The sequence below is a fragment of the Paenibacillus sp. FSL H8-0122 genome (assembly GCF_038005345.1).
In the GTDB taxonomy this organism is placed as follows: Bacteria; Bacillota; Bacilli; order Paenibacillales; family Paenibacillaceae; genus Paenibacillus_AQ.
This window is the reverse complement of the sequence record NZ_JBBOTB010000001.1, coordinates 211,777-232,130: the sequence shown is the minus strand read 5'-3', so window position 1 is coordinate 232,130 and position 20,354 is coordinate 211,777. Positions and strand designations below refer to the sequence as shown.

Genomic DNA, 20,354 nt, shown 5'->3' with positions numbered 1-20,354 from the left:
TTAGAATCCGGAGATCAGACTGCGCAGCTCTTTGGCGATAACTGCGTGTGATTCCGTTCCTTCTCCGTAGGCTTGCCCCATTGCTTTGCGCACTTCGGTAATTTTGCTGTCATAGTCCGCTGCTTCGCGGTCCGGGTTCTCCCGTTTGAATTCTCTCATCAGGGTCTGGACATGCTCCGGACGCGGTCCCCACTGCCCCAGTACATAACCTCCGGTGTCCGCAAAAATCACGATGGGAACGGAACGGCCGCCCATGGTCAGGAAGTTGTCCATCAGGTCCTGGTTCTCTTCGAGAATCAGCACTTCCGTCTTGATACCCGCAGTCTCCAGAATCCGGAAGACCACCGGGACATTGCGGACCACATCTCCGCACCAGTCCGCAGCCAGAATCAGCACACGCAGATCATCACGGTGATTCAGGCTCTCGAAATATTCTCGGTCACTCTCGTCTTCCCAGGTGAACTTCTCGTACCAGGATTCAAAAGCCTGCTGGTTCTTCGTCATGGCTTCCACGAACTGGCGCGGAGTCAGGCCTTGGCCAAATTTGGATGCTACATTCTGCTTCATACTGCACTACCCTTCTTTTTGGATTTGTACCACTTGAACAGGAAATACAGAATAATTACCGCAATAGCGCCAAGAAGAATCTCATGAGTGTACTTGGCTGCGACCTCATCAATGGTCTCCCACTTGTCTCCAAGCGTATACCCCAGATAGACAAACAACGCGCTCCATGGAATGACTGCAAGGGTTGTCAGCAAAGTGAATTTGCCCAGCGGCATGCGGGAAATACCGGCCGGGACCGATATGGCATGGCGGACAACCGGGATAAAGCGGGCGGTGAAAATCACACCGGTTCCATACTTTTGAAACCATTCTTCAGAGTGGTCAATATGCTTTTTGGAGATGAAAATGTACTTGCCGTACTTCTCCAGCACAGGCCTGCCGCCATAACGGCCAATCCAATAAACAAAGATCTGGGCGATCACTCCCCCGACGGTACCGAACAGCACGGCGCCAAAAAAGTTAATATCGCCTTGTGAGACCAAATAGCCGCCAAAAGCCAGGACAATCTCACTTGGAATGACTTCAATCATGAGCCCGATCATAATTCCAAAGTAGCCCAGAGACTGAATCCATTCAAACAAATGTGAAATGACATCAGATATAAAGTGCACTGCAGGTCTCCTCCCGTATGGCGTAATAGCCTGGTATTCTGCTGGCAGAACCCATCTGCTTAACCGCTCTATGTATCCAGCTTCTCCTAGCCTATTCTAGCATATGCAGGCTTACGACTTCTACTTATGGAAAACAAGCGTAAACGGCTTTGGCATTCTTTCAAAGGATGGTAGCGGTTCGGCGGGAATAATCCCTTCTACAGCATATATGAGTTTCTGTATTTACAAAGATTGGAATCGAGTCGTATTATATATTTAGATAATTATTTAAATATCGAAAGGAGGATATAGAGTTGAATGAATCGTTCAAAGCGCTCGCAGACCCGACCCGAAGGCAAATTCTCCGGCTGCTGCGTGAAAAGGACCGGACGGCCGGGGAAATCGCCGATTTTTTCAATATGACGAAGCCCAGCATCTCTCACCACCTCAATGCACTGAAGCACGCGGGGCTGGTGCAGGACGAACGTAACGGGCAATTCATCGTCTATTCGCTGGACTCCACGGTACTTGAAGAGGTGCTTGGCTGGTTCCTGGAATTGACGGGTACGGGCAAGAGCAGTACGGACAGAAAACCGGAGGTTCAGGCGGATGCTAACCCAAAGGGCTTGCGGGCCAAGGGGAAAAGTGGTCCGGGCACTATTAAACATACGGAGGATGAATCTTGATGAAGAATTTCACATGGAAATGGCAGGATACGCTGGTTGTCATTCTTGGGTTTCTCTCACTGGGCTATGCGCTGGTGAATTACGGCAGGCTGCCGGATCAGCTGCCCGCTCAATTCAGTATAACCGGCAAGGTCAATACTTACTGGAGCAAGGGTTCTGTTATTGCTTTGTTCTCTTTTATGGGATTGATTTTTCCTTTGGCGATGCAGTTTATACGTAATATTGACCCCAAGGGAGAGAATTACAATAAGTTCCCGGGCGCTTACAAAATGGTCCGTCTCACCGTTGCCGTCATCTGTGATGCCGCCCTTGTCCTGTCGGTCAGTTATGGGCTGGATGTGCAATTTCCTGCCGGAAAATGGGCTACTGTAAGCATAGGGCTGCTGCTGGCTGTAATCGGAAATTTCCTGCCGCAGATCAGGGATAATTATTTCACGGGAGTCCGCACGCCTTGGACGCTGCATAACCCTGCCGTATGGCGGAGAACCCACCGTTTCTCCGGAAGAATGTGGGTGACCGGTGGTCTGCTAATTGCGCTTGCGGCCTTCATGCCCGCTACGCTGTCGATCAGCATGATCATCACCGCTCTGGTAATCATGACTATTGTCCCTATTGTGTACTCATGGCTGATCTCACGGAGTGTAAAAGTCTGAGATTAGTCCGGGGATGGCTAGAAACTGTGGCTTGGGTAATGGGCGGCGGCGGCAGTCCTAGTACAGCGTCAATTAAATTTATGGATTGGGTCAGTAAAGCGATAACACCTATTATTGTGTTCGGTTTTTCGCATACATTGGGCCCGAGGACTGCACTCTTTTAGTCCTTCAGGCCTCATCATGCCCACCCACTATTTTTAATCTGATGCGCTACTAGTACAGTGTCAGGTTTAAAAGGGTGGATAAGCTTGTTAAACTCCACCCCGAAATCTAACGGACCGGAGAGACCTTATCCCCACGAAAACGCCACTTTTTGCAGCGTAACGGACTCAGGCGGCCTTATTGTCTCCCTACGAGACGTTTTGGAGCCGAAGTGTAAAGGATAAGGCCCATGGAGTCCGTCACTCGCCCAGTTGGCGCCTTTCTTCCCAAATTAAGAGCACCTCAGTCCGTTACGCTAAGCCAAACGCCCCTGAAGAACAATCCCCGCTTGGAAAAGATGTAATTTGAAGGGTAATTGCTTCTTCTCCACTATTTTAAATCTGATGAGGTACTAGGATGAAGCTGCAGTCATTATGCTGATATGTTCACCACCTCAGATCAAGCTCCGGTTCCAATATGAGGTGCGTCTTATCTGTCGTTGGAGCTAAGCAGCGCCTGGGACTGTAAATGTGTTAACTGAAAGTAGATCCCTGCACTCTGCGGAAGCAGGGTGAAGTTGCGGTCATTGTGCTGCGGTCCTCTGTCCTGCTCCTTGGCGGTCAGCAGGCTGTACTGCCGCAGCAGCTCTAGTCCCGCCGCCGCGCTGTCCGCCGCTATACGTCTGTCTCCCTCTGCCAAGCTGCGTTCCCCCATCTCAAGCATTCCTTTTAAAGCAGCAAGCCTTCTGGCAGCATTAAAGTGATCTGTCTGTTGACTGCGGCGGACCCAGTATAGCGCTTCTCCAGGATCACTGCCCCGCAGAGAACTTGCCGCAAGCTCCCCGTGCAGGGCAACGTCCCCCGGAGAGAATAACAGGCTTCGCAGGAGCAGATCAACCCCCTGCTTCTGTGGAAGCAGCCGCGATAATGCAACCGCAGTCTGCGGCTCTCTCGGGTTCCAGCTCAGTGATTGCTGCAGCAGCGTAATTCTTACGGCAGGATCACTCTCCCTGACCGCCTGCTTGAATAGGGCGGCCCCCTTCATGGCCTGGAAGGAAAGACTGCTGCATAGAAGGGTCAGCCCGCAGAGAACGGTTATGCCTGCGTATCTCCATAATCGGCGAAGCCGGTTCTTTCGCTGGCCAGCCGGCTTGCTGCGCCGCCAACGGGAGTCATGCAGAACTGTAGGGACAGCCGTCCTAGCGGTCCGGCTGTTTGCTTCGGCAATTGCCCAAGCGGGCAGCAGGAGCAGCAGCAACCAGACCAGTCCATAGCTCCAGTCGAAATCGGCTGCGCTATGCAGAATAATCACCAGCAGAGGCGGAAGCAGCCTTGGTGATGCCTTGAATACCAGCCCTCCTGCGGCCAAGAGCAACAGGAGGACCGCAGCCAGACCCGCCATCCCGAGGTTCAGCAGGATGTCGAGGTAACCGCTGTGCACCTGGCTGCCCACGTAGGGGCGGGACTGAGCGGCCAGGTACGTATGCCGCCAGGTCTCGCCCCCGCTCCCCAGCCAGGGCGCTTCTGCCGCGAGCTTCCAGGCGTCGCGGTAGAACAGCCCGCGCGCGGCGGCCGTCGGTGACGGCCCGGTGATCCGCGCGCGTACCAGCAGCAGGATGGCGCTGGCCGCCGCCGTCCAGCCCGCCGCCGCCAGCGCCAGCACGGCGGCGCGGTGTCCGCCCGCCGCACGGCAGCTGCGGCGGTGCAGCCACAGGCCGGCTAGCCACGCGCCGGCCCAAAGCCCGGCCAGCAGCAGCAGGCCGGGCAGGGGCTCTGCCGCCAGCCCGGAGCGGGCCAGCTGGCGGTAGAGCAGCGCCGCCGCGGCAACGGGGGCGGCGCCGGTGATTAGAAGCGGCACGAACAGTTGCCGCTTCAGGAGAAGGGCTGCGGCACCGGCGGCAGCCGCAGCCAGCCATGCGCCGCGCGACTCGCTGAGCAGCAGCGCGGCGGCGTACGGGAAGAGCGGCAGCAGGCGCGCCGCTCTTAGCCAGTGCGAAGCGGACCAGGTTCCGGTCCGCTTCGCACTGATGGCTGCATCTCCTGTACCTACCTCACCCTCTCCACTGACACACATAGGCTCAGCATTATTGCCCGCACCCGTGCCTTCTGCATCTGCCTCACCCGCTCTGCTAACACACATACGCTCAGCATTATTGTCCACACCCACACCTTCTGCACCTGCCTCACCCGCTCCGCTGACACTCGCACGCACCGCACTGCTGCCTGCACTTCCCTTATCTACTCCGCCTACAGCCACGCCTCCAAACGCACCGTTCTTCTCCCCATCCGCTGCTTTCCCAGAATCTTCAGACCTGAAGCTGTAAGCGGCAGCAAAAATCCGTTCCAGCAAATACACGGCCATCACCGCACCAAAGGCATTCGGATACTGAAGCAATCCGGCCAGCCTGGCACCAGTGGCACTGACTCCGGGCGACTGGGTATACGCCACTGCATAAGGAACCGGCAGACCTCCGCAGACTGCCAAGAGGGCCGACAAACTAATAGTGATTCCCATCAGATGCCACACTGCTGCAAGAAGAGTTCTTCCCCGGCGGGTTCGTGCCGCCAGCAAAGCGAATGTCACAAAGCTAGTGTAGAAGCCTGAGCGCAGCATTTCATTCAGCGTTCCTTGCGCGGATACGGGACTGCCCAGTGCATGGATAGCATACAAGAGACAGAGTAGCACACAAGCGCTGAGTAACCCCCAGACAGCCAGCCCCCTCCCTCCACCTATACTGCCAGCCAACTCCCGAATATGCTTTCTACGTTCAGGCTGCTCCTCTACTTGCGCCCCTCTACCAGCCGCCATATAGATAACTACCAATCCCAGCAAGACTCCGCACAAGCCAAACCACACCGTCAGGAACAAATACATCTCCCCGGTGAAAAAGAACCCTCTCAGCAGACACGCCGCCGTCCCCGCTGCTATTAATCCCAACCCGCAAATCAAAGTAACCAACCAATCATTTTGCCGTTCATTCCCGTTCACCCGCATCCTAAATCTCCTATTGCTCATGATGCTTAACAGTCTGCCCATATTTACCGGAAAACAGAAGTAGCAGTTAATCCACCCAAGTTAGCTCACATGCACAAATGAAGGGCACTTATGCTCCTCATTCCGCCGAAAGATGCTCACCTGCTCAAATGAAGAGCACTTGTGCTCCTCATTCCAACCAAACCAGCTCTCACGCTCAAATGAAGAGCACTTGTGCACCTCATCCCAACCAAACCAGCTCTCACGCTCAAATGAAGAGCACTTGTGCACCTCATCCCACCAAAAGTGGCCCTCCATCAGTTCAGGAGCATTATTGTCTCTCAAAAGCTATCTATAGCCATCATCCTGCCTACTCACCTTCGCATCAGCAACAATTGTGTTCAGTTTTTCGCATACATTTGCTTCATCCGCCCAACTCATTAGGCTCGATCCCCTGATCGCCCAATCCATCCAGCACCAAACCGCACACAAAAACAGCCGCCCCCATCAGGAAGCGGCCGGTCTGTCATACCCTAAACTATTCAACACATGAATTAAACTTCCGTACTGCCGGCGGGCAGCAGGTCGGAGCAGACGCGCTCCAGGTACGGCTTGGCACCGAGGAAATCGCGGAATGCGGTGTATTCACGCCATTTGGCAGCCCGGTCACCGCTGTCGCTGCGGACGGCACGGATCAGGATGTTCTTCGGGGTGTGCTCCATATCGATGAATTCCAGCAGCTGGCTGCGGTATCCCATCAGGTCCAGCAGCTTCGCCCGGATCGCATCGGTGGCGAGCGCCGAGAACCGCTCCTTCAGGATGCCGTGTGACAGCAGCGGATTCAGCACCTCGCTCTCTACCTGCGCGAACAGCTCATGCTGGCAGCAGGGCACCGAGAGGATCACCGATGCGCCCCAGCGCACCGCCTTCTCCAGTGCAGCATCGGTGGCGGTATCACAAGCATGCAGCGTGACCACCATGTCCACCTGATCCAGCTCATTATAGTCGGCGATATCGCCCACCAGGAACTTCAGCCGGTCATAACCCAGCCTGGCAGCCAGTGCATCGCAGTGCGCAATGACATCCGCCTTAAGGTCAAGGCCGACAATATTCAGCCCCCGCTGCTCGCGGACCGCGAGATAATGGTACAGGGCGAAGGTCAAATAAGACTTGCCGCAGCCAAAATCCACAATCGTCAGCGGCCGGCCTGCCGGCAGATCGCCCAGCACATCCTGAACCATCTCCAGGAACCGGTTGATCTGGCGGAACTTATCATATTTCTTGGCCAGCACCTTGCCCTCGCTGTTCATAATGCCAAGCTCGACCAGGAACGGCACCGGCTCCCCCTCATCCAGCACATACTGCTTCCGGCGGTTATGGGCCAGATCCGGCGCTTCCTGCTTGCTGGCTGATTTCGTCAGAATCGATACCTTGTATTTCTTGCTGATCAGCACCTGATAGTCGGCACCGGCCGTACACAGCAGACCTTGGCGGAAGGTGTCCCTCAGCAAAGAGAGCATCTCTTCAGCGGCATCCTCTGCCGGAATGTTGCGGTGCTCCACCTTAGGGCCGATATAATAGGCAAACTGATAATGCAGCTTTCCTTTTAGCTCAACAGGCTTAACCTGTACTTTATTGTAGGCGGCATCGCCCTTGCTGCGCAGCTGGCTTAGTGTAGCCGTAATCAGAGTGCGGCCGGTTATCACTTGCTCGATCAATTCCTTCAACGCTTCCAAATGGGTACATCTCACTTTCGGGTTTATAAAATAGAGCACGTTGTCTCCTGAATATCGTTACATTATAGCATTAACCGTGAGCTTGCTCCATTCTTCCCTACCCTGCTGCACTTCCTCCAGAGGAAGACTGCCCTGGGCTAACTGCTCCGGACTCAAGAGCAGCAGCCGTCCGTACAACTCCCTGCCTTCCTCGGCTACATTCTCCCCCTGCTCCCAGAGCCGGTAGAGACTGTTCTCCGCCTTGGCGTAGTGCCCCTGAGATTCGTGGTACGCCATCAAGAGGCGTTCAGTCTTGGCGGGAAGGCGGTACGGCTCCACTTCTTCCAGCAGCTCATTTATCTCTTCTGTCATGTTCAGCAGCTCCCGGTCCGCACCATGAAGATCGGCATAAATGAATAAATGCAGGGAACGCATCGCCCTGAACAGGGCCGCATCCCGGTCTCCTTTGGCCGCGTAAATCCCGCCTTCCTCCTTCAGCAGCCGGGCTACTCCTTGCAGCTTGTCGGCCTCAAGCACCCCTCCGAGACGAAACATATCAATAATATCCTCTACGGACAACGAATTGAACAGACGCGAATTCAGGCGAAAATGCCGCATCAGCAGCTCATCCACTTCCCACAGGGCTTCCGTTGTTTTTTTATCCTGCTTCAGGGTCATTACTTTGGCGACCATAGCTGTCATATCCTCAATCATCCGTACAATATAATCCCTCCGGAACATACCCGTGCTCCTTTCGTTACGCAGTTGCTTCTCTTCTGTATCCTCTGCTTGCTGTTGGACTCATCGTGAACTACCATCCACCTAAGAGGTGGCGGCTTCTTGGTCAATGAAGCTACTGCTCCAAGTTTACCCAAGCTCAAAGGCTAGTCCCTAGCCCAATCATTTCCATATCACATGGCTAGTTTGAGTAGGTTTTGAGCAGCGTTTACATCGCGATCATGATGCACGTTACATTCTGGACAAGTCCACTCCCGCAAGGCGAGGTTCTTCACCTCTGCGTTCTTATAACCGCAACAGGAGCAAAGCTGACTGCTTGCATAGTGCTTAGGGGCAATAATAAGCTCTCTGCCATACCATTGAGCCTTATATTCAAGCATCGAACGGAACATACGCCAAGATACCTCGCTAATCGCTTTTGCAAGTTTGTGATTCTGCATCATATTCTTTACACGTAAGTCTTCCATCACGATAACTTGGTTTTCGTTTATCATTTTGGCAGACGTTTTATGCAAGAAGTCTTTACGCTGATTCGCTATTTTTTCATGTAACTTGGCAGCTTTCAGCCTAGCCTTATGACGGTTATGGCTTCCCTTCTTCTTCCGCGATACATCCTTTTGCAGCTTCGCTAATCGCTTTTCAGACGTACGCAAGTATTTAGGATTGGATATGATTTCGCCATTTGAAGTCACAGCAAAGTCTTTCAGCCCAAGATCAACGCCAATCTTCGTATGCATTTTGGGCAACTGGACGATATCCGTTTCAACCAATACGGAAGCATAATACTTTCCCGTTGATGTTTTTGAAATCGTGCATGATTTGATCAGTCCCACGAATGGGCGGTGCAGCTTGATTTTAATACCCGTTTTTAGCTTTGGAATCTTAAGATATCCATCCTCTATAGCCACGGTTCCATTTTGGTTATTCGTTGTGAAGCGATGATTACTCGTCTTCTTGCTCTTGAATTTAGGAAATCCCGTTTTCTGGTCCCGAAAAAAATTCTGATAAGCCTTGTCTAAATTCAGTTGTGCATTCGCTAAGGCAAGGCTATCGACTTCTTTCAGCCAGTCGAATTCCTTTTTGTATTGTGCGGGTGTATTCCTCAGCATCGTTTCCGTTTGCTTGTAATGTTCAATTTTATCTGCAAGCATTCTGTTGTAGATGAAGCGAACGCATCCGAACACTTTAGCGAAGTAGTGTTGTTGCCCATGGCTTGGATAGATACGGTATTTGTAGGCTTTCAGCAATGGCGATCACCCTTTCACCCCTTGGGTTTCGATGTATTTTTGAATGACGTCTATTGGCGCTTCACCCGTGGTAAGCAAGCAATAGGAGCGTGACCAAAAGGCCTCTTTCCAAAGTGATGTTCGGAGGGTAGGAAACTCCTTCTTGATCAACCTAGATGATGCACTTTTATAAGCGTTGAGAAATTTAGAAATGTCGGTATTAGGATGAGCTTTCATTAGGATATGAACGTGATCCCTGTCATGATTCCATTCCTGCAAAGTCACATTGTAAGTAGGCTGAATGGATGCAAATATCTCTTTCAGACGTTCGGATATGGGATCTGTAATGACTTTCCTACGATACTTGATGACTAGAATAAGGTGAAAGTGAAGGGAGAACACTGAATGGTTATTTGAATCTAATTTCATTAACTTCACTGACCTTTCCAAGATACGACTGAATACTTTAATTATAGCATCTTAGGCGGTTAGAATCCATGTAGATTAGACCGTTTCCATTCATCCCCCACTTAAAGAAAATGGGAGAATTCTGTCAACTGAGGGTTAAACCATTCGTCTCTCCGGCGCCACTGTGCGGAGTTAAGTCTTGACCACACTATAATGATCAACTATAATTCAGTTACCCAATCTGTATTGCAGATTGAACTATTTAGCAGATTGGAATTGGATACAGACTGTATACATGTTAAAACGGACCCTACATAGGAGGTTTATTAATGACCAAGCCAACCGGCAACACGCAAGACTCCATCACAGCAGCCGTTTCAGGTCAACCGGATCTGCAGACAAGCAACCGGCTTTTGAACGTTACGCCGGAACAGGATAAGCTGCTGGAGAGCGCCTTACGGATTAAGATTATGCACACGCTGTCGGCAGAGCCGCTTACATCCAAGCAGGTTGCGGAGAAGCTGAACAAGACTCCGGGTAATATTCACTACCATATCGTCAAGCTCTATGAAGGCGGTCTGCTGGAGCTTGTCCGTACAGAAGCCGCAGGAGGCATCATTCAGAAATTTTACCGTTCCAAAGGTACGATGTTCCACTCGGAGGCGCTTCGCAGCCTTCACTTCCGCAAAGAAGACCAGACCCGTCATTTCAATACCAGACTTACTCTCTCTCCTCAGGAGCTTGCGGAATTCCACCAGGAGCTGCTGGAGCTGATTACCGCCTGGGAGTCCAAGGTAACGGAAGGTGACGAATACGGTGTGGAAGTGATGCTGGGTCGTCTGCAGTCTGCCGATGCAGCTGCACAGCCGGAAGGGGAGGCACAGTAATAGATGAGCACCGCTGGCCCTTCCGGACAACCGAAGCATCATCCGCTTGAGGGCTTCGCTGCCCCTTTCCGGCAATCCCGCGCCTTTCCTTACCTGTGGCTGGGACATTTAGTTTCTTTTTTGGGCAGCTCGGTAACCATGGTTATCCTGCCTGTCCTGGTCTATTCCTTGACCGGCTCCACCACCATTATGGGGATGGTCATGGCCGCCTACATGCTGCCTAATGTAATCATGCTGCCGGTCTCTGGACATATTGTCGACCGCTACGACCGTGTACGGATTATGATGCTGGCCGATATTGCCCGGTTCATCGTTATGATTACGACTGCTGTGCTGTCCTTGACCGGAGTGCTGAGCATTCCGTTGCTCTATGGACTCGTTGCCTGCTACGGCCTGCTGGACGGCTTATTCCAGCCCGCCTACGCTGCCGTCCGCGCTACCGTATTCACTCCGGATATCCGCGTAGCAGCGAATTCTTTAACTCAGATCACAACCCAATCCGTGCGGCTGATCGGTCCCGCGTTAGGGGGACTGCTGATTACCCACCTGTCCGCGGGCTTCGGCTTCGGAATTGATGCCTTCACCTATCTTATCTCCCTCATCTGCCTGGTCTATCTGCGCAGAGTGATGATGACCCGGCTGCAGTCTGCTGCCGCTGAGACTGAAATCCTGGCTAAGCCTGCTGCCGGGACCTCTCCCGCTCCGCACTGGAGGAAGGATTTCGCCGAAGGAATACATGTTCTGCGCAGCCAGCCCTGGCTCTGGATTACCATTCTCGCCTTCTGCTTCGTCAATATATGTTATACGGGCGTAATCAGCGTCCTTCTTCCCTGGCTGTTCAAGGTCCATCACGGCTGGCCTCCTTACCTCTATGGCCTGGCCGTTACGTTCTCCGGTGTCGGGGCCATAGCGGCCGGCCTGCTGTACGGCCTGCGGGCGAAATGGTATCACCGCGGCATCCTGGCTTACGGCGGCGCCATGATCAGCGGGGCTGCTCTGCTGCTGCTCCCGTTCGCAGGCACTCCGGCAGCAGCCATCACCTTATTTGCCGTGGAAGGCTTCGGATTAATGATCTTCGGGCTGATCTGGGAGATCAGCCTGCAGGAGCTTGTTCCGAAGGAAGCCTTCGGACGGGTTGCCAGTCTGGATATGTTCGGGTCCTTCGCCCTGCTGCCGGTCGGATATATCTTAGTCGGCTGGCTGGCCGACCTGATCGGAGGAGTACCGACCATTATTATTTTTTCCAGCCTGGGTCTCTCCTGTGTTGCCCTGGTGCTGTGCGTTCCGGCGATCCGTAAGTTTCAATAAAATATATATATTTGCACAGCAAACAGAAGGCAGCACCCGCCGGAGAGCGGAAGTGCTGCCTTCTGTCCCTATTACCTGATGTAATTTACTTCTTCACAGGCGAATATACGAAATCCTTAATAATCTTCGCCAGCTGCTCCGGTGCTTCGAACATGCCCATGTGGCCTACACCCGGCAGCGTCACCTTGGTGATGTTCCGGTTATCTGAGGTGAAGGTACGCTCCGGTGTCACCTTAGAATCCTCTGCTCCCGCAACCAGCAGCACCGGCAGCGCCGTTGCCGAGATCACATCGCGGCGGTCCGGGCGCTCCCGCATAGCCAAGGATGCGCCAACCGCGCCTTGCGGCGGAGTCTTATAGCCAATCTCCTTGGCACGTTCCAGCAGCCGGGGGTCCGCTCCAGGGGCAAAGAGTCCAGGCACCAGCTGATCCACAAAAGCAAAGATGCCTTCGCTCTGGATCATGGTGACGCTCTTCAGCCGGTTCTCCTTGGCTTCTTCACTATCCGGATAACCGGAGGAATGAATCAGCCCGAAGCCCTTCAACCGGGAGGCATGGCGCTGGGCAAACGACAGGGTAATATAGCCTCCGAGCGAATGTCCCAGCAGATAACATTCCGGAATCTCCAAGGCATTCAGCAGCGACAGCACATCATCAGCCATCTGCTCGATGGTATAGGCTCCAAGCGGAGCATCCGAAGCCCCGTGCCCGCGCAGATCCGGGGCAATGACCCGGTAATGGGCAGCCAGGCTTGGAATCACCTTTTCCCAGTACTCGGCACTCCCGCAGAATCCATGCAACAGTACGATTACATCCCCTTTGCCTTGATCACTGTAGCAGATGTTGCTTCCCTCGCATCGAACATTTTCCATGGCTGCTTACCCTCTTTCTATGTAGTGGTCTATATTAATAAGCTAGAACAGCTGATTTGAAACGCTCTCAATCCGTAAGTCCGAATCCCTGTGCGGCTGCCTTGGCAATCTGCTCTGCCATAACCATTACCCGGTAGAGCGGGGTAGTCTGTATCGTCCGGTAAGGACGCGGACTATTCACATCAACGATCGCCGCCAGACTGTAATTCCCTACAGCAGGCAGGAGTCCTCCTACCGATTCTGCCGGACGCAGCGGCTGCGCTGCCGCAAAATAACAGCCCAGTGCGGCCGGCGGTCCCAGGCAGGCATCAACAGCGATAATAATCTGCCCTTCCGGAATCTCTGTTATCCGCTGAACCAGATTATCCGCATCACAGGGCGCCGGAAGCGTACCCGTTACATTCGGAAATCCGTACTCCAGCAGGCGGCTTCCCGTCAGCGGCCCCAGTGCATCTCCGGTGGAGCGGTCTGTTCCGATACAGAGGAAGGTCAGCTGCTCAGCGGAATACTCGTCTGCGATCCCGCGGAAGAAAACCGCCAGTCCCCCGGCATCCATTTTACGCCGTTTTCTGCTCTCTTCTTCTCTGATGGCCAAAGACTCTCCCCCCTTACTCAGCAACCCGTTATATATTTACCTTTAATTTAACATGTTTGCGTGATCTGGACAAAAAAATGGTCATCCCCTGCCCAAACATGATAAGATATTTGAACTATACCAGTTCACATTCTATATTACTCAGGGAGGATGGTTATACTCAATGGATTTGTCAAACCCAAGCCAGGAGAACGTTGAATATATGATTGAAGGCATCAAAAACAAGCTGAAAATGGCCAGTGCCGCTGCGATGCAGGCGTCAGCCTTCTCGGTGGAGCAGTATGAGGATATTCAGGATATATACGAGGTTGCGATGGGCAGTGACCGGCTCAGTATCTCCCAGGTGGAGGCGCTCGTCTCAGAGCTTGGCCGCCTGCGCAAGAAATAGCACCAGCAGTCCGTATACAATATAAAGCCCTTCAGCTTCATTGTCCGTAAGACGGGACGTTGAGCTGAAGGGCTTTTGTCTGCTGCAAGAATAATCTTACTGTCATGCTCCGGCGGCTACGGGAGATCAATCAGAATGAATTCTGCATCTCCTGAGCTGCTTATGCCTTTGAGCGTAAGCTCACAGCTCTTGCGGATACGCGCCGCATCTCCCTGCTGGAGCTGGAATACACCGTCCGCGCATGAGATCTCCAGATTCCCGGAAATGACATACAGATGGGTTCGCCGCTCCTCCTGCTGGGGATAGCGCAGCTCCCGGTTCGTATGCAGAACGGACAAGTAGATGTTAACATCATTGTCCAGCTGCAGCGAGCCCTGAGTCCCCTCCCCTGAAGCAACAGGCAGCAGGTGGTTAAGCTTAAGCTCGGCCGGAAAGAACCGGGCATCCCATTTCGGGGTCTTGCCGGGCCGGTCGGGCAAAAGCCAGATCTGCAGGAACCGGACATCCACATGATCTGACGGATTCGTCTCCGAATGGTTAATGCCTGTTCCTGCGCTCATCAGCTGCACACTGCCTGCCTGCAGATCTGCATGATTCCCCAGATCATCCTGATGCTTCAGCACACCGGATACCACATAGGTGATAATCTCCAGATTATGATGCGGGTGCTCATGCATGCCTTGCTCAGGCTTCAATTCATTGTCGTTATGCGCCAGCAGTGCGCCGAAATGGGCGTTGCTGGGATCATCATAATCGGCAAACGAGAAGCTGAATTCACTGTGTATCCATTCTCTATTCGAAGTATGACGCTCGGCTGCTGTGACTACTTTTATCATAATATTGCACCTCCATAGATGTTGGAATCTTATCAATATCCTAAACAGGGGAATGAATGCTCTTCAATATGGGATGTATAGATGCGCTATGATTAACTATTTCTTACCCCCTTCCCTTCGAGATCAATCAAACTTGTAAAGCCGCATATTCACCGAATTAGGTATGAAAAAACACGTTTTCGGCTGGGATGCTCCCTTATGCTCCGGCAATCTTTGCCAAGCTATTCCGCTGTTTCAGCACATAGCCCAAAGTGTATATACGAAGTAAGAACATTCAGGCTCACCTGAATTTGAATGACAATTCTGATAAGGAGTGATTGATAATGAATAAAGCAGAGAAGGAATTTCCGGTAGAAAGCGGCAGCACATTCTTTAAAGGGATCTTCATCGGCGGTCTGCTCGGAGCAGCAGCGGCACTGTTATTCGCACCGAAGCCGGGCCGTGAAATGCGCAGTGACCTGTCCGATAAGTTCACAGTAGCTACAGATAAGACAAAAGAGGTTGCAGGAGCCGTAACTGACAAGACCAAGACGATTGCTACGACCGTAGGTGAAAAAGCTACAGACCTGGCAGGCACCGTATCGGCCAAAGCCTCCGATATCTTCACCACAGTCAGTGACAGCAAGCAACAAATTGCAGCTACTCTGGCGGAAACCGGCAAAAAGATTGGCGAAACGGTAAGCGATGCCTCCAAGGACATTACAGGCAGCGTTAAGGATGCCTCCCAGGACATAGCGGTTGAAGCCAAGGATACCTCCAAAGAGGTTGCCGACAAGGCGAAGGACGCTTCCAAGGAAATCGCAGGCGCAGCGAAGGATGCCAAGGACGAAGTTAAATCCTCTTATTAATCCCGGATGTTCAGGCTGATTATACATTGAAGGGAGCGGCCAGATCTTCCGTAGCTGGCCGCTCCCTATTTATGCATGTCTTATATTTCAATAAAGCCTGATTCAGGCTACAGAAAGCAGGTACGCCTTATGGGAGAAGCGGACAACAGAACCAAAGCTTATGACGTAGATGAGCATCCCTTCGAGCTGCGGCATGAGGTCAAACGCTTGAATGCGAGGCTCGACAAGATCGCCGACTCACTGGAAAAATCGGAGTTCAAGGATATCCTGGAGAACTATACAGACCCCAAGAAGCGGATTATCACCAATCTGATGGCCGGGATCTCCAGAGGCCTGGGCCTCTCACTCGGTACCTTTGTCATTCTTGGTATCCTCGGCTATATCCTCAGTTTGTTTCTCAATGTACCGGTTATCGGGGAATATCTTGGAGAAATCAAAAAGTATATAGATGCTAACTAAACACATTTCCCGCGCATCCCTCCTGCAGCCTACTCTACCGCGAATAGACTCCAGGAGGGATGTTGCTCATGGCCGAATAACCCTGCCTTGCGGCGGGGAGCCCGAAAAAGGGCAGGTTCCATCCCAAAGGGATAGAGCCTGCCCTGAATTATAATGACATTGATATTTAATAGGATGAATTAGCCATGATCTGCTTCAGCTTCTCGGTGGCCCGCTTCTGGATACGGGAGACACTCATCTGCGAGACACCCAGCTTCTGGGCAATAGCCCGCTGGGATTGGCCATCCTGGAAGGCCAGCAGCAGCACCTGCTGCTCCTGCTCCTTCAGCTGTCCGAGCGCCTGCTGGAGATCCATACGCTTCTCCACCGTCTCGTAGTCATTCGCATCGGAGCTGATCAATTCACCGAGTGTGGCCCCGCTCTCTTCCTGGGAGAGCGGGGAATCCAGGGAGACATAATGATAACATTCTCTGCCGGCCAGTACTTCCACAGTTTCCTCTACGGTGAGATCCAGATAGTGGGCAATCTCTTCAACCGCCGGAGAACGTTCGAGCCGAATGGTCAACTCATCAATGGCCTGCTGAACAAGCGCGCCTTTTTCCTTAATCCGCCGTGGAACCTGTATGTACCAGGATTTATCACGCAGGTAGTTTTTCATATGTCCAATCATGCTCTTCATCGCATACGGCTCGAAGGGAATCCCCAAGCTGATGTCGTATTGCGCCAGCAGCCGGATCAGCGCCATTTGCCCTACCTGATACAGATCCTCATAGAGATCCGGACGGTTACGGGCAATTTTGCCGGCTGCCATCTTCACCATAGGTTCATATTTGCGGATGAGCACTGTTGCGATTTCATTGTCTTTCGTCTGCTGGTATTCCCAGATCAGGCTTACTGCTTCATTCATGGACTCTGGGGGAGTCACTTTGTCATTCATACTTTCTCCTCGCTGAAATTGAGCCGTTTAGTCAGGGTAACGACTGTCCCTTTCCCTGATTCGCTAACAACGCTAACGTCATCCATCAGCGCCTGCATTAAATAGAAGCCCAGTCCGCCCACTTGAACATCATTCAGCTCCTTGTCATGAAGCGTCAGACGTTCCCCGGACGCATCCAAACCGTCAAAGCTCTCCCCCTCATCTTTGACAGTAATGGATAAGACACTTGATCCTACCTCAAAGATTACATCAACCATACCGTCCGCTTGCCCATAGGCATAGAGCACGGAGTTATTACATGCTTCCGAGACGGCTACCTTCATATCTTCAATGTCTTCATAAGTAAAACCCATTTTGGAGGCAATGCCGTATAAATTAAGTCTGACAATATCGACATATTCTGCACTGGCGGGTAACTGAAGAACTACTCTTTGTATGTCATCACTCATTCTTAGTTCGATCCTTTCCTAGTGGGTATTCTCTTGGGAGGCAAAAAACTTGGAAATGCCGGTCATGTCAAAAAGCTTCTGTATTTGCGGGGGAACTTCAGCAACGGTGAACTTGACGTCCATTCCATGTCTTGCTTTGAGGATCGACAACAGAATTCCGATACCTGTGCTGTCAATATACTTCAGATCCTTCAGATTAATCACGAGATCAAGCCCCGTGTCTCCCACTAGCGGTTCCATCACCAGACGAAAGTCAGGCGCCACAGACAGATCGAGTTCACCTACCAGATAAACAGTGCATACCGAACCAACGGTTTCGGTCTTTGCGTGAAACTTTTCGCTTTTATGTGTATTCATAGACAACTCTCCTGGTTAAATGTTTTCTTTACCAATAACCCTAATAGCACAGGGTTGAAACAACAAAGAGACAATACGGCACTGGTAATTCATGGGTCATGCGTTGAAAAGCGAAGTGTTCCGTGCGGTTGCGGGGTTATCTCTGCCTGAATATCTGGAGATCATTTGTTTGATGCTGCTTAGCTTGAGCGGCTTGCTGATGTAGCCGTCCATTCCGGCAGCGGTGCAGCGGTCCTGAATCCCCTCCATCACATTCGCAGTCATCGCAATGATCACCGTCTTGTCAGGCGAACCGCTGCTCTCCTCACGAATCAGGGAAGTGGCTTCAAGACCATCCATCACCGGCATCTGCAGGTCCATGAAGATAAAATCGTACTCGGATTGCCGGGCCAGTTCTACAGCCTGGTTCCCGTCCTCAGCAACATCGGCACGATATCCGAGCTTATCCAGCATGCTAACCATAAGACGCTGATTAATCGGATGGTCATCCACGATCAGCACTTTGCTCCGGCTTGCTTCATCTACCTCGTCCGCTGTACCTTCCTCTTCCGGGCAGCCGCCTTCCAGCTCTTCCTCCGGCACGGCAACCTGGATAGTGAATACAAAGGTAGCCCCCTTCTCTTCCATCGACTCTACACGGATATCTCCGCCCATCATGCCCACGAGGGACTTGCAGATGGCGAGGCCGAGACCTGTGCCTCCGTATTTACGCGTCATGGAGGAATCAAGCTGGGAGAAGGGCTGGAACAGCCGGTCACATTTCTCCGGTGAAATTCCAATGCCTGTATCCTTAACGGTAAATTCTATTACCAGCTTATTATCCACTGCAGGCAGAATGGAAGCAACTAAATAAACGCCGCCCTGGTTGGTAAATTTCACCGCATTGGATACGAGGTTGATCAGCACCTGGCGCAGCCGGGCCATATCTCCATAAATCAGCCGCGGCAGCTTCTGGTCGATGAAATAGGCCAGCTCCAGATTTTTTTTGCCGGCTTCTGCCGAGAACAGACTAAATACCTCCTGAATGGTGGTATGCAGCTCGAATAATTGCTCTTCCATTTCCATTTTACCCGATTCCATCTTGGTGAAATCAAGGATATCGTTAATCACGGTTATTAGTGTGTCTGCACTTTTACGGATAATCTCGGTATATTCCTTCTGCTCAGGAGCAAGCTGGGTCTCCATCAAAAGATCAATCATGCCCACTACGCCATTCATCGGCGTGCGGATCTCATGACTCATCATCGCCAGAAATTCGGTCTTGGCCTTAGCCGCGATCTCCGCCTCTTCCTTGGCTTTGATCAGTTCACCGTTCATGCGCTCAAGCTCCAGCGTCTTTTGCTGCAGCTGCATCGCCTGAATCTGCTGCTTCTTGCTGGTCAGATGCATATTCACAAAGCCTTCAATCTTCGACTTCAGAATCTGCGGGATAAACGGTTTGACCATATAATCAATAGCACCGGCAGAGTACCCTGCGAAGAGATGCTCCGACTCCCTGCTGTTGGCAGAGATGAAGATGATCGGAATATCCTTGGTTTTCTCCCTGGCCTTGATTAGCTTGGCGGTTTCGATCCCGTCCATACCCGGCATCTGAACGTCCAGAACAATCACGGCGAATTCATATTTCAACAAGCACCGAAGTGCTTCTTCTCCAGAATTGGCTTTGACAAGCTTGTAATGCTGACTCTCAAGGACGGCTTCGAGTGCCAGCAAATTCTCGGGACGGTCATCAACCAGCAGTATATGAATCGGTTCCTGAACCCCCATAGGTCCCTCCTTACCCGCTATTTATTTTTGCGGTATATTTTCTCTACCCGGTCCAGAGGCTCATAGCTGTCACTGTAGCGTGTGAAATGAATAGATTCCTTGGAACCGAGGACCAGCACTCCGAACCGGCTGAGGCTCTCATGGAACAAGCCATGCACATGATCGCGGAGCTCGTCGTTGAAGTAGATCATTACGTTCCGGCACAGGATCACATTGAATTCGTTGAAGGAAGTGTCCGTTGCCAGATTATGCTCTGCAAAAATGATGTTCTTGCGTAAATACGGCTGCAGGATCACTGAGTTATATTTCGCTGTATAGTATTCCGAGAAGACACCCGTGCCTCCGGCCTCAAGGTAGTTCTTGGTGTATTGCTTCATCTTGCCGATCTCGTACACGCCTTCTTTGGCCTGCTGCAAGGAACGGGCGTTCATGTCAGTGGCATAAATTCTCGCCTTGTCATATAATCCTTCCTCATGCAGCATAATTGCCATCGAGTAGACCTCTTCGCCTGTCGAGCAGCCGGCATGCCAGATCCGGATATAAGGATAGGTCCGCAGGAGCGGAATGACCTTCTGGCGGAAGGTCAGGAAGAGTCCGGGATCACGGAACATCTCTGTCACAGGGATCGAGAGGCTATACACGAACCGCTCGAAGCATGCACGGTCATGCAGCACCTTTTCCTGCAGGGCAGAAATAGTGGGTAAGCTCTCCGCATGGACATGATGCCAGATGCGCCGCTTCAAGGAAGGCAGGGCATAATTCCTGAAATCATATCCATACAAACGGTGTACTCCGTTCAGAAGCAGCTCAATCTCAATCTGTTCAAGCTCCTGCTTGCTCTCCGGCGGATTCCCCTGACCCTCATATCCGTGCTCCATCGCTGCCATTGTCATCAATACTCCCTTGCCTGCGCCTTATTTCCGTACTTGGTTTGAACCTGCTGTATAGCTATTAC

At 52.1% G+C, this 20,354-nt stretch carries 21 protein-coding genes and 1 pseudogene; 7 read left to right on the top strand and 15 right to left on the bottom strand.

Annotation, left to right across the window (positions count from 1 at the left end):
* Together NSS64_RS01050 and NSS64_RS01045 are read right to left on the bottom strand one after the other, a co-directional pair.
* Positions 1-567, bottom strand: coding sequence for a thioredoxin family protein (locus NSS64_RS01050; protein ID WP_036726219.1), 567 nt, complete (start codon positions 565-567; stop codon positions 1-3).
* Positions 564-1,178, bottom strand: coding sequence for a DedA family protein (locus NSS64_RS01045; protein WP_036726220.1), 615 nt, complete (start codon positions 1,176-1,178; stop codon positions 564-566). Before NSS64_RS01045 ends, NSS64_RS01050 begins: the two co-directional genes overlap by 4 nt.
* A 293-nt stretch (positions 1,179-1,471) precedes the next feature.
* Between NSS64_RS01045 and NSS64_RS01040 the strand changes: the two are divergent.
* Positions 1,472-1,732: pseudogene (locus NSS64_RS01040) on the top strand (autorepressor SdpR family transcription factor); the annotation flags it as partial.
* 110 nt (positions 1,733-1,842) lie between these two features.
* Positions 1,843-2,496: an SdpI family protein gene (locus NSS64_RS01035; protein WP_341138932.1), complete on the top strand. Its 654-nt coding sequence runs from the start codon at positions 1,843-1,845 to the stop codon at positions 2,494-2,496.
* Positions 2,497-3,126: 630 nt separating this feature from the next.
* On the opposite strand, the gene NSS64_RS01030 is transcribed toward NSS64_RS01035, so the two are convergent.
* The 5 genes from NSS64_RS01030 to tnpA form a co-directional block, all read right to left on the bottom strand.
* The gene (locus NSS64_RS01030; RefSeq protein ID WP_341138931.1) at positions 3,127-5,631 is read right to left on the bottom strand and encodes an O-antigen ligase family protein; all 2,505 of its coding nucleotides are present in this window, start codon (positions 5,629-5,631) and stop codon (positions 3,127-3,129) included.
* A gap of 533 nt (positions 5,632-6,164) precedes the next feature.
* Positions 6,165-7,346, bottom strand: coding sequence for a class I SAM-dependent methyltransferase (locus tag NSS64_RS01025; protein ID WP_341138930.1), 1,182 nt, complete (start codon positions 7,344-7,346; stop codon positions 6,165-6,167).
* A gap of 57 nt (positions 7,347-7,403) precedes the next feature.
* Entirely contained in the window at positions 7,404-8,066 is a 663-nt protein-coding gene (locus tag NSS64_RS01020) for a DUF6483 family protein (protein WP_341138929.1), read from the bottom strand.
* Between the two features lie 170 nt (positions 8,067-8,236).
* Entirely contained in the window at positions 8,237-9,310 is a 1,074-nt protein-coding gene (gene tnpB / locus NSS64_RS01015; protein WP_341138928.1) for an IS200/IS605 family element RNA-guided endonuclease TnpB, read from the bottom strand.
* Between the two features lie 6 nt (positions 9,311-9,316).
* Positions 9,317-9,718: an IS200/IS605 family transposase gene (gene tnpA, locus NSS64_RS01010; protein ID WP_339314980.1), complete on the bottom strand. Its 402-nt coding sequence runs from the start codon at positions 9,716-9,718 to the stop codon at positions 9,317-9,319.
* Positions 9,719-10,026: 308 nt separating this feature from the next.
* On the opposite strand from tnpA, the gene NSS64_RS01005 reads away from it, so the two are divergent.
* Positions 10,027-10,584: an ArsR/SmtB family transcription factor gene (locus NSS64_RS01005; RefSeq protein WP_341138927.1), complete on the top strand. Its 558-nt coding sequence runs from the start codon at positions 10,027-10,029 to the stop codon at positions 10,582-10,584.
* A gap of 3 nt (positions 10,585-10,587) precedes the next feature.
* Complete coding sequence (locus tag NSS64_RS01000) at positions 10,588-11,892, top strand: MFS transporter (protein ID WP_340938008.1); 1,305 nt, start codon at positions 10,588-10,590, stop codon at positions 11,890-11,892.
* A gap of 85 nt (positions 11,893-11,977) precedes the next feature.
* Here NSS64_RS01000 and NSS64_RS00995 read toward each other — a convergent pair whose 3' ends face one another.
* Both NSS64_RS00995 and yyaC read right to left on the bottom strand, forming a co-directional pair.
* Positions 11,978-12,763 carry an alpha/beta fold hydrolase gene (locus NSS64_RS00995; RefSeq protein WP_340994480.1) on the bottom strand — a complete coding sequence of 262 codons (786 nt, stop codon included), beginning with the start codon at positions 12,761-12,763 and terminating at the stop codon, positions 11,978-11,980.
* Positions 12,764-12,830: 67 nt separating this feature from the next.
* Complete coding sequence (gene yyaC / locus NSS64_RS00990) at positions 12,831-13,358, bottom strand: spore protease YyaC (protein ID WP_340938002.1); 528 nt, start codon at positions 13,356-13,358, stop codon at positions 12,831-12,833.
* Positions 13,359-13,521: 163 nt separating this feature from the next.
* Between yyaC and NSS64_RS00985 the strand changes: the two genes are divergently transcribed.
* Positions 13,522-13,746: a DUF1128 domain-containing protein gene (locus tag NSS64_RS00985; RefSeq protein ID WP_340751658.1), complete on the top strand. Its 225-nt coding sequence runs from the start codon at positions 13,522-13,524 to the stop codon at positions 13,744-13,746.
* A 116-nt stretch (positions 13,747-13,862) separates the two neighbouring features.
* On the opposite strand, the gene NSS64_RS00980 is transcribed toward NSS64_RS00985, so the two are convergent.
* Positions 13,863-14,582 (bottom strand): pirin family protein, encoded by a 720-nt coding sequence (locus NSS64_RS00980; protein ID WP_341138926.1) that lies wholly within the window; start codon positions 14,580-14,582, stop codon positions 13,863-13,865.
* A gap of 323 nt (positions 14,583-14,905) precedes the next feature.
* Between NSS64_RS00980 and NSS64_RS00975 the strand changes: the two genes are divergently transcribed.
* On the top strand, positions 14,906-15,430 hold the full coding sequence (locus NSS64_RS00975; protein WP_340937999.1) for a YtxH domain-containing protein: 525 nt from the start codon (positions 14,906-14,908) through the stop codon (positions 15,428-15,430).
* Positions 15,431-15,559: 129 nt separating this feature from the next.
* Complete coding sequence (locus NSS64_RS00970) at positions 15,560-15,889, top strand: DUF5665 domain-containing protein (protein WP_036694977.1); 330 nt, start codon at positions 15,560-15,562, stop codon at positions 15,887-15,889.
* A 166-nt stretch (positions 15,890-16,055) separates the two neighbouring features.
* Here the strand turns inward: NSS64_RS00970 and NSS64_RS00965 are convergent, their stop codons facing one another.
* The 5 genes from NSS64_RS00965 to NSS64_RS00945 all read right to left on the bottom strand — a co-directional run bounded on the left by NSS64_RS00965 (position 16,056) and on the right by NSS64_RS00945 (position 20,286).
* Positions 16,056-16,826 (bottom strand): sigma-70 family RNA polymerase sigma factor, encoded by a 771-nt coding sequence (locus NSS64_RS00965; RefSeq protein WP_036730293.1) that lies wholly within the window; start codon positions 16,824-16,826, stop codon positions 16,056-16,058.
* A complete protein-coding gene (gene rsbW, locus NSS64_RS00960; RefSeq protein ID WP_036730295.1) occupies positions 16,823-17,275 on the bottom strand; it encodes an anti-sigma B factor RsbW in 453 nt (150 codons plus the stop codon). Before rsbW ends, NSS64_RS00965 begins: the two co-directional genes overlap by 4 nt.
* 18 nt (positions 17,276-17,293) lie before the next feature.
* Positions 17,294-17,632, bottom strand: coding sequence for an STAS domain-containing protein (locus NSS64_RS00955; protein WP_340937997.1), 339 nt, complete (start codon positions 17,630-17,632; stop codon positions 17,294-17,296).
* A gap of 96 nt (positions 17,633-17,728) precedes the next feature.
* Positions 17,729-19,399: a response regulator gene (locus NSS64_RS00950; RefSeq protein ID WP_340937995.1), complete on the bottom strand. Its 1,671-nt coding sequence runs from the start codon at positions 19,397-19,399 to the stop codon at positions 17,729-17,731.
* Positions 19,400-19,416: 17 nt separating this feature from the next.
* A complete protein-coding gene (locus NSS64_RS00945; RefSeq protein ID WP_036730299.1) occupies positions 19,417-20,286 on the bottom strand; it encodes a CheR family methyltransferase in 870 nt (289 codons plus the stop codon).
* Positions 20,287-20,354: the final 68 nt, after the last annotated feature.

Bases quoted from the DNA above. Each gene is read 5' to 3' on its own strand.
- NSS64_RS01050 (WP_036726219.1), bottom strand. From the start codon at position 567: ATGAAGCAGAATGTAGCATCCAAATTTGGCCAAGGCCTGACTCCGCGC.
- NSS64_RS01035 (WP_341138932.1), top strand. From the start codon at position 1,843: ATGAAGAATTTCACATGGAAATGGCAGGATACGCTGGTTGTCATTCTT.
- NSS64_RS01030 (WP_341138931.1), bottom strand. From the start codon at position 5,631: ATGCGGGTGAACGGGAATGAACGGCAAAATGATTGGTTGGTTACTTTG.
- NSS64_RS01020 (WP_341138929.1), bottom strand. From the start codon at position 8,066: ATGTTCCGGAGGGATTATATTGTACGGATGATTGAGGATATGACAGCT.
- tnpA (WP_339314980.1), bottom strand. From the start codon at position 9,718: ATGAAATTAGATTCAAATAACCATTCAGTGTTCTCCCTTCACTTTCAC.
- NSS64_RS01005 (WP_341138927.1), top strand. From the start codon at position 10,027: ATGACCAAGCCAACCGGCAACACGCAAGACTCCATCACAGCAGCCGTT.
- NSS64_RS01000 (WP_340938008.1), top strand. From the start codon at position 10,588: ATGAGCACCGCTGGCCCTTCCGGACAACCGAAGCATCATCCGCTTGAG.
- NSS64_RS00995 (WP_340994480.1), bottom strand. From the start codon at position 12,763: ATGGAAAATGTTCGATGCGAGGGAAGCAACATCTGCTACAGTGATCAA.
- NSS64_RS00985 (WP_340751658.1), top strand. From the start codon at position 13,522: ATGGATTTGTCAAACCCAAGCCAGGAGAACGTTGAATATATGATTGAA.
- NSS64_RS00980 (WP_341138926.1), bottom strand. From the start codon at position 14,582: ATGATAAAAGTAGTCACAGCAGCCGAGCGTCATACTTCGAATAGAGAA.
- NSS64_RS00975 (WP_340937999.1), top strand. From the start codon at position 14,906: ATGAATAAAGCAGAGAAGGAATTTCCGGTAGAAAGCGGCAGCACATTC.
- NSS64_RS00970 (WP_036694977.1), top strand. From the start codon at position 15,560: ATGGGAGAAGCGGACAACAGAACCAAAGCTTATGACGTAGATGAGCAT.
- NSS64_RS00965 (WP_036730293.1), bottom strand. From the start codon at position 16,826: ATGAATGACAAAGTGACTCCCCCAGAGTCCATGAATGAAGCAGTAAGC.
- rsbW (WP_036730295.1), bottom strand. From the start codon at position 17,275: ATGAGTGATGACATACAAAGAGTAGTTCTTCAGTTACCCGCCAGTGCA.
- NSS64_RS00955 (WP_340937997.1), bottom strand. From the start codon at position 17,632: ATGAATACACATAAAAGCGAAAAGTTTCACGCAAAGACCGAAACCGTT.
- NSS64_RS00950 (WP_340937995.1), bottom strand. From the start codon at position 19,399: ATGGGGGTTCAGGAACCGATTCATATACTGCTGGTTGATGACCGTCCC.
- NSS64_RS00945 (WP_036730299.1), bottom strand. From the start codon at position 20,286: ATGGCAGCGATGGAGCACGGATATGAGGGTCAGGGGAATCCGCCGGAG.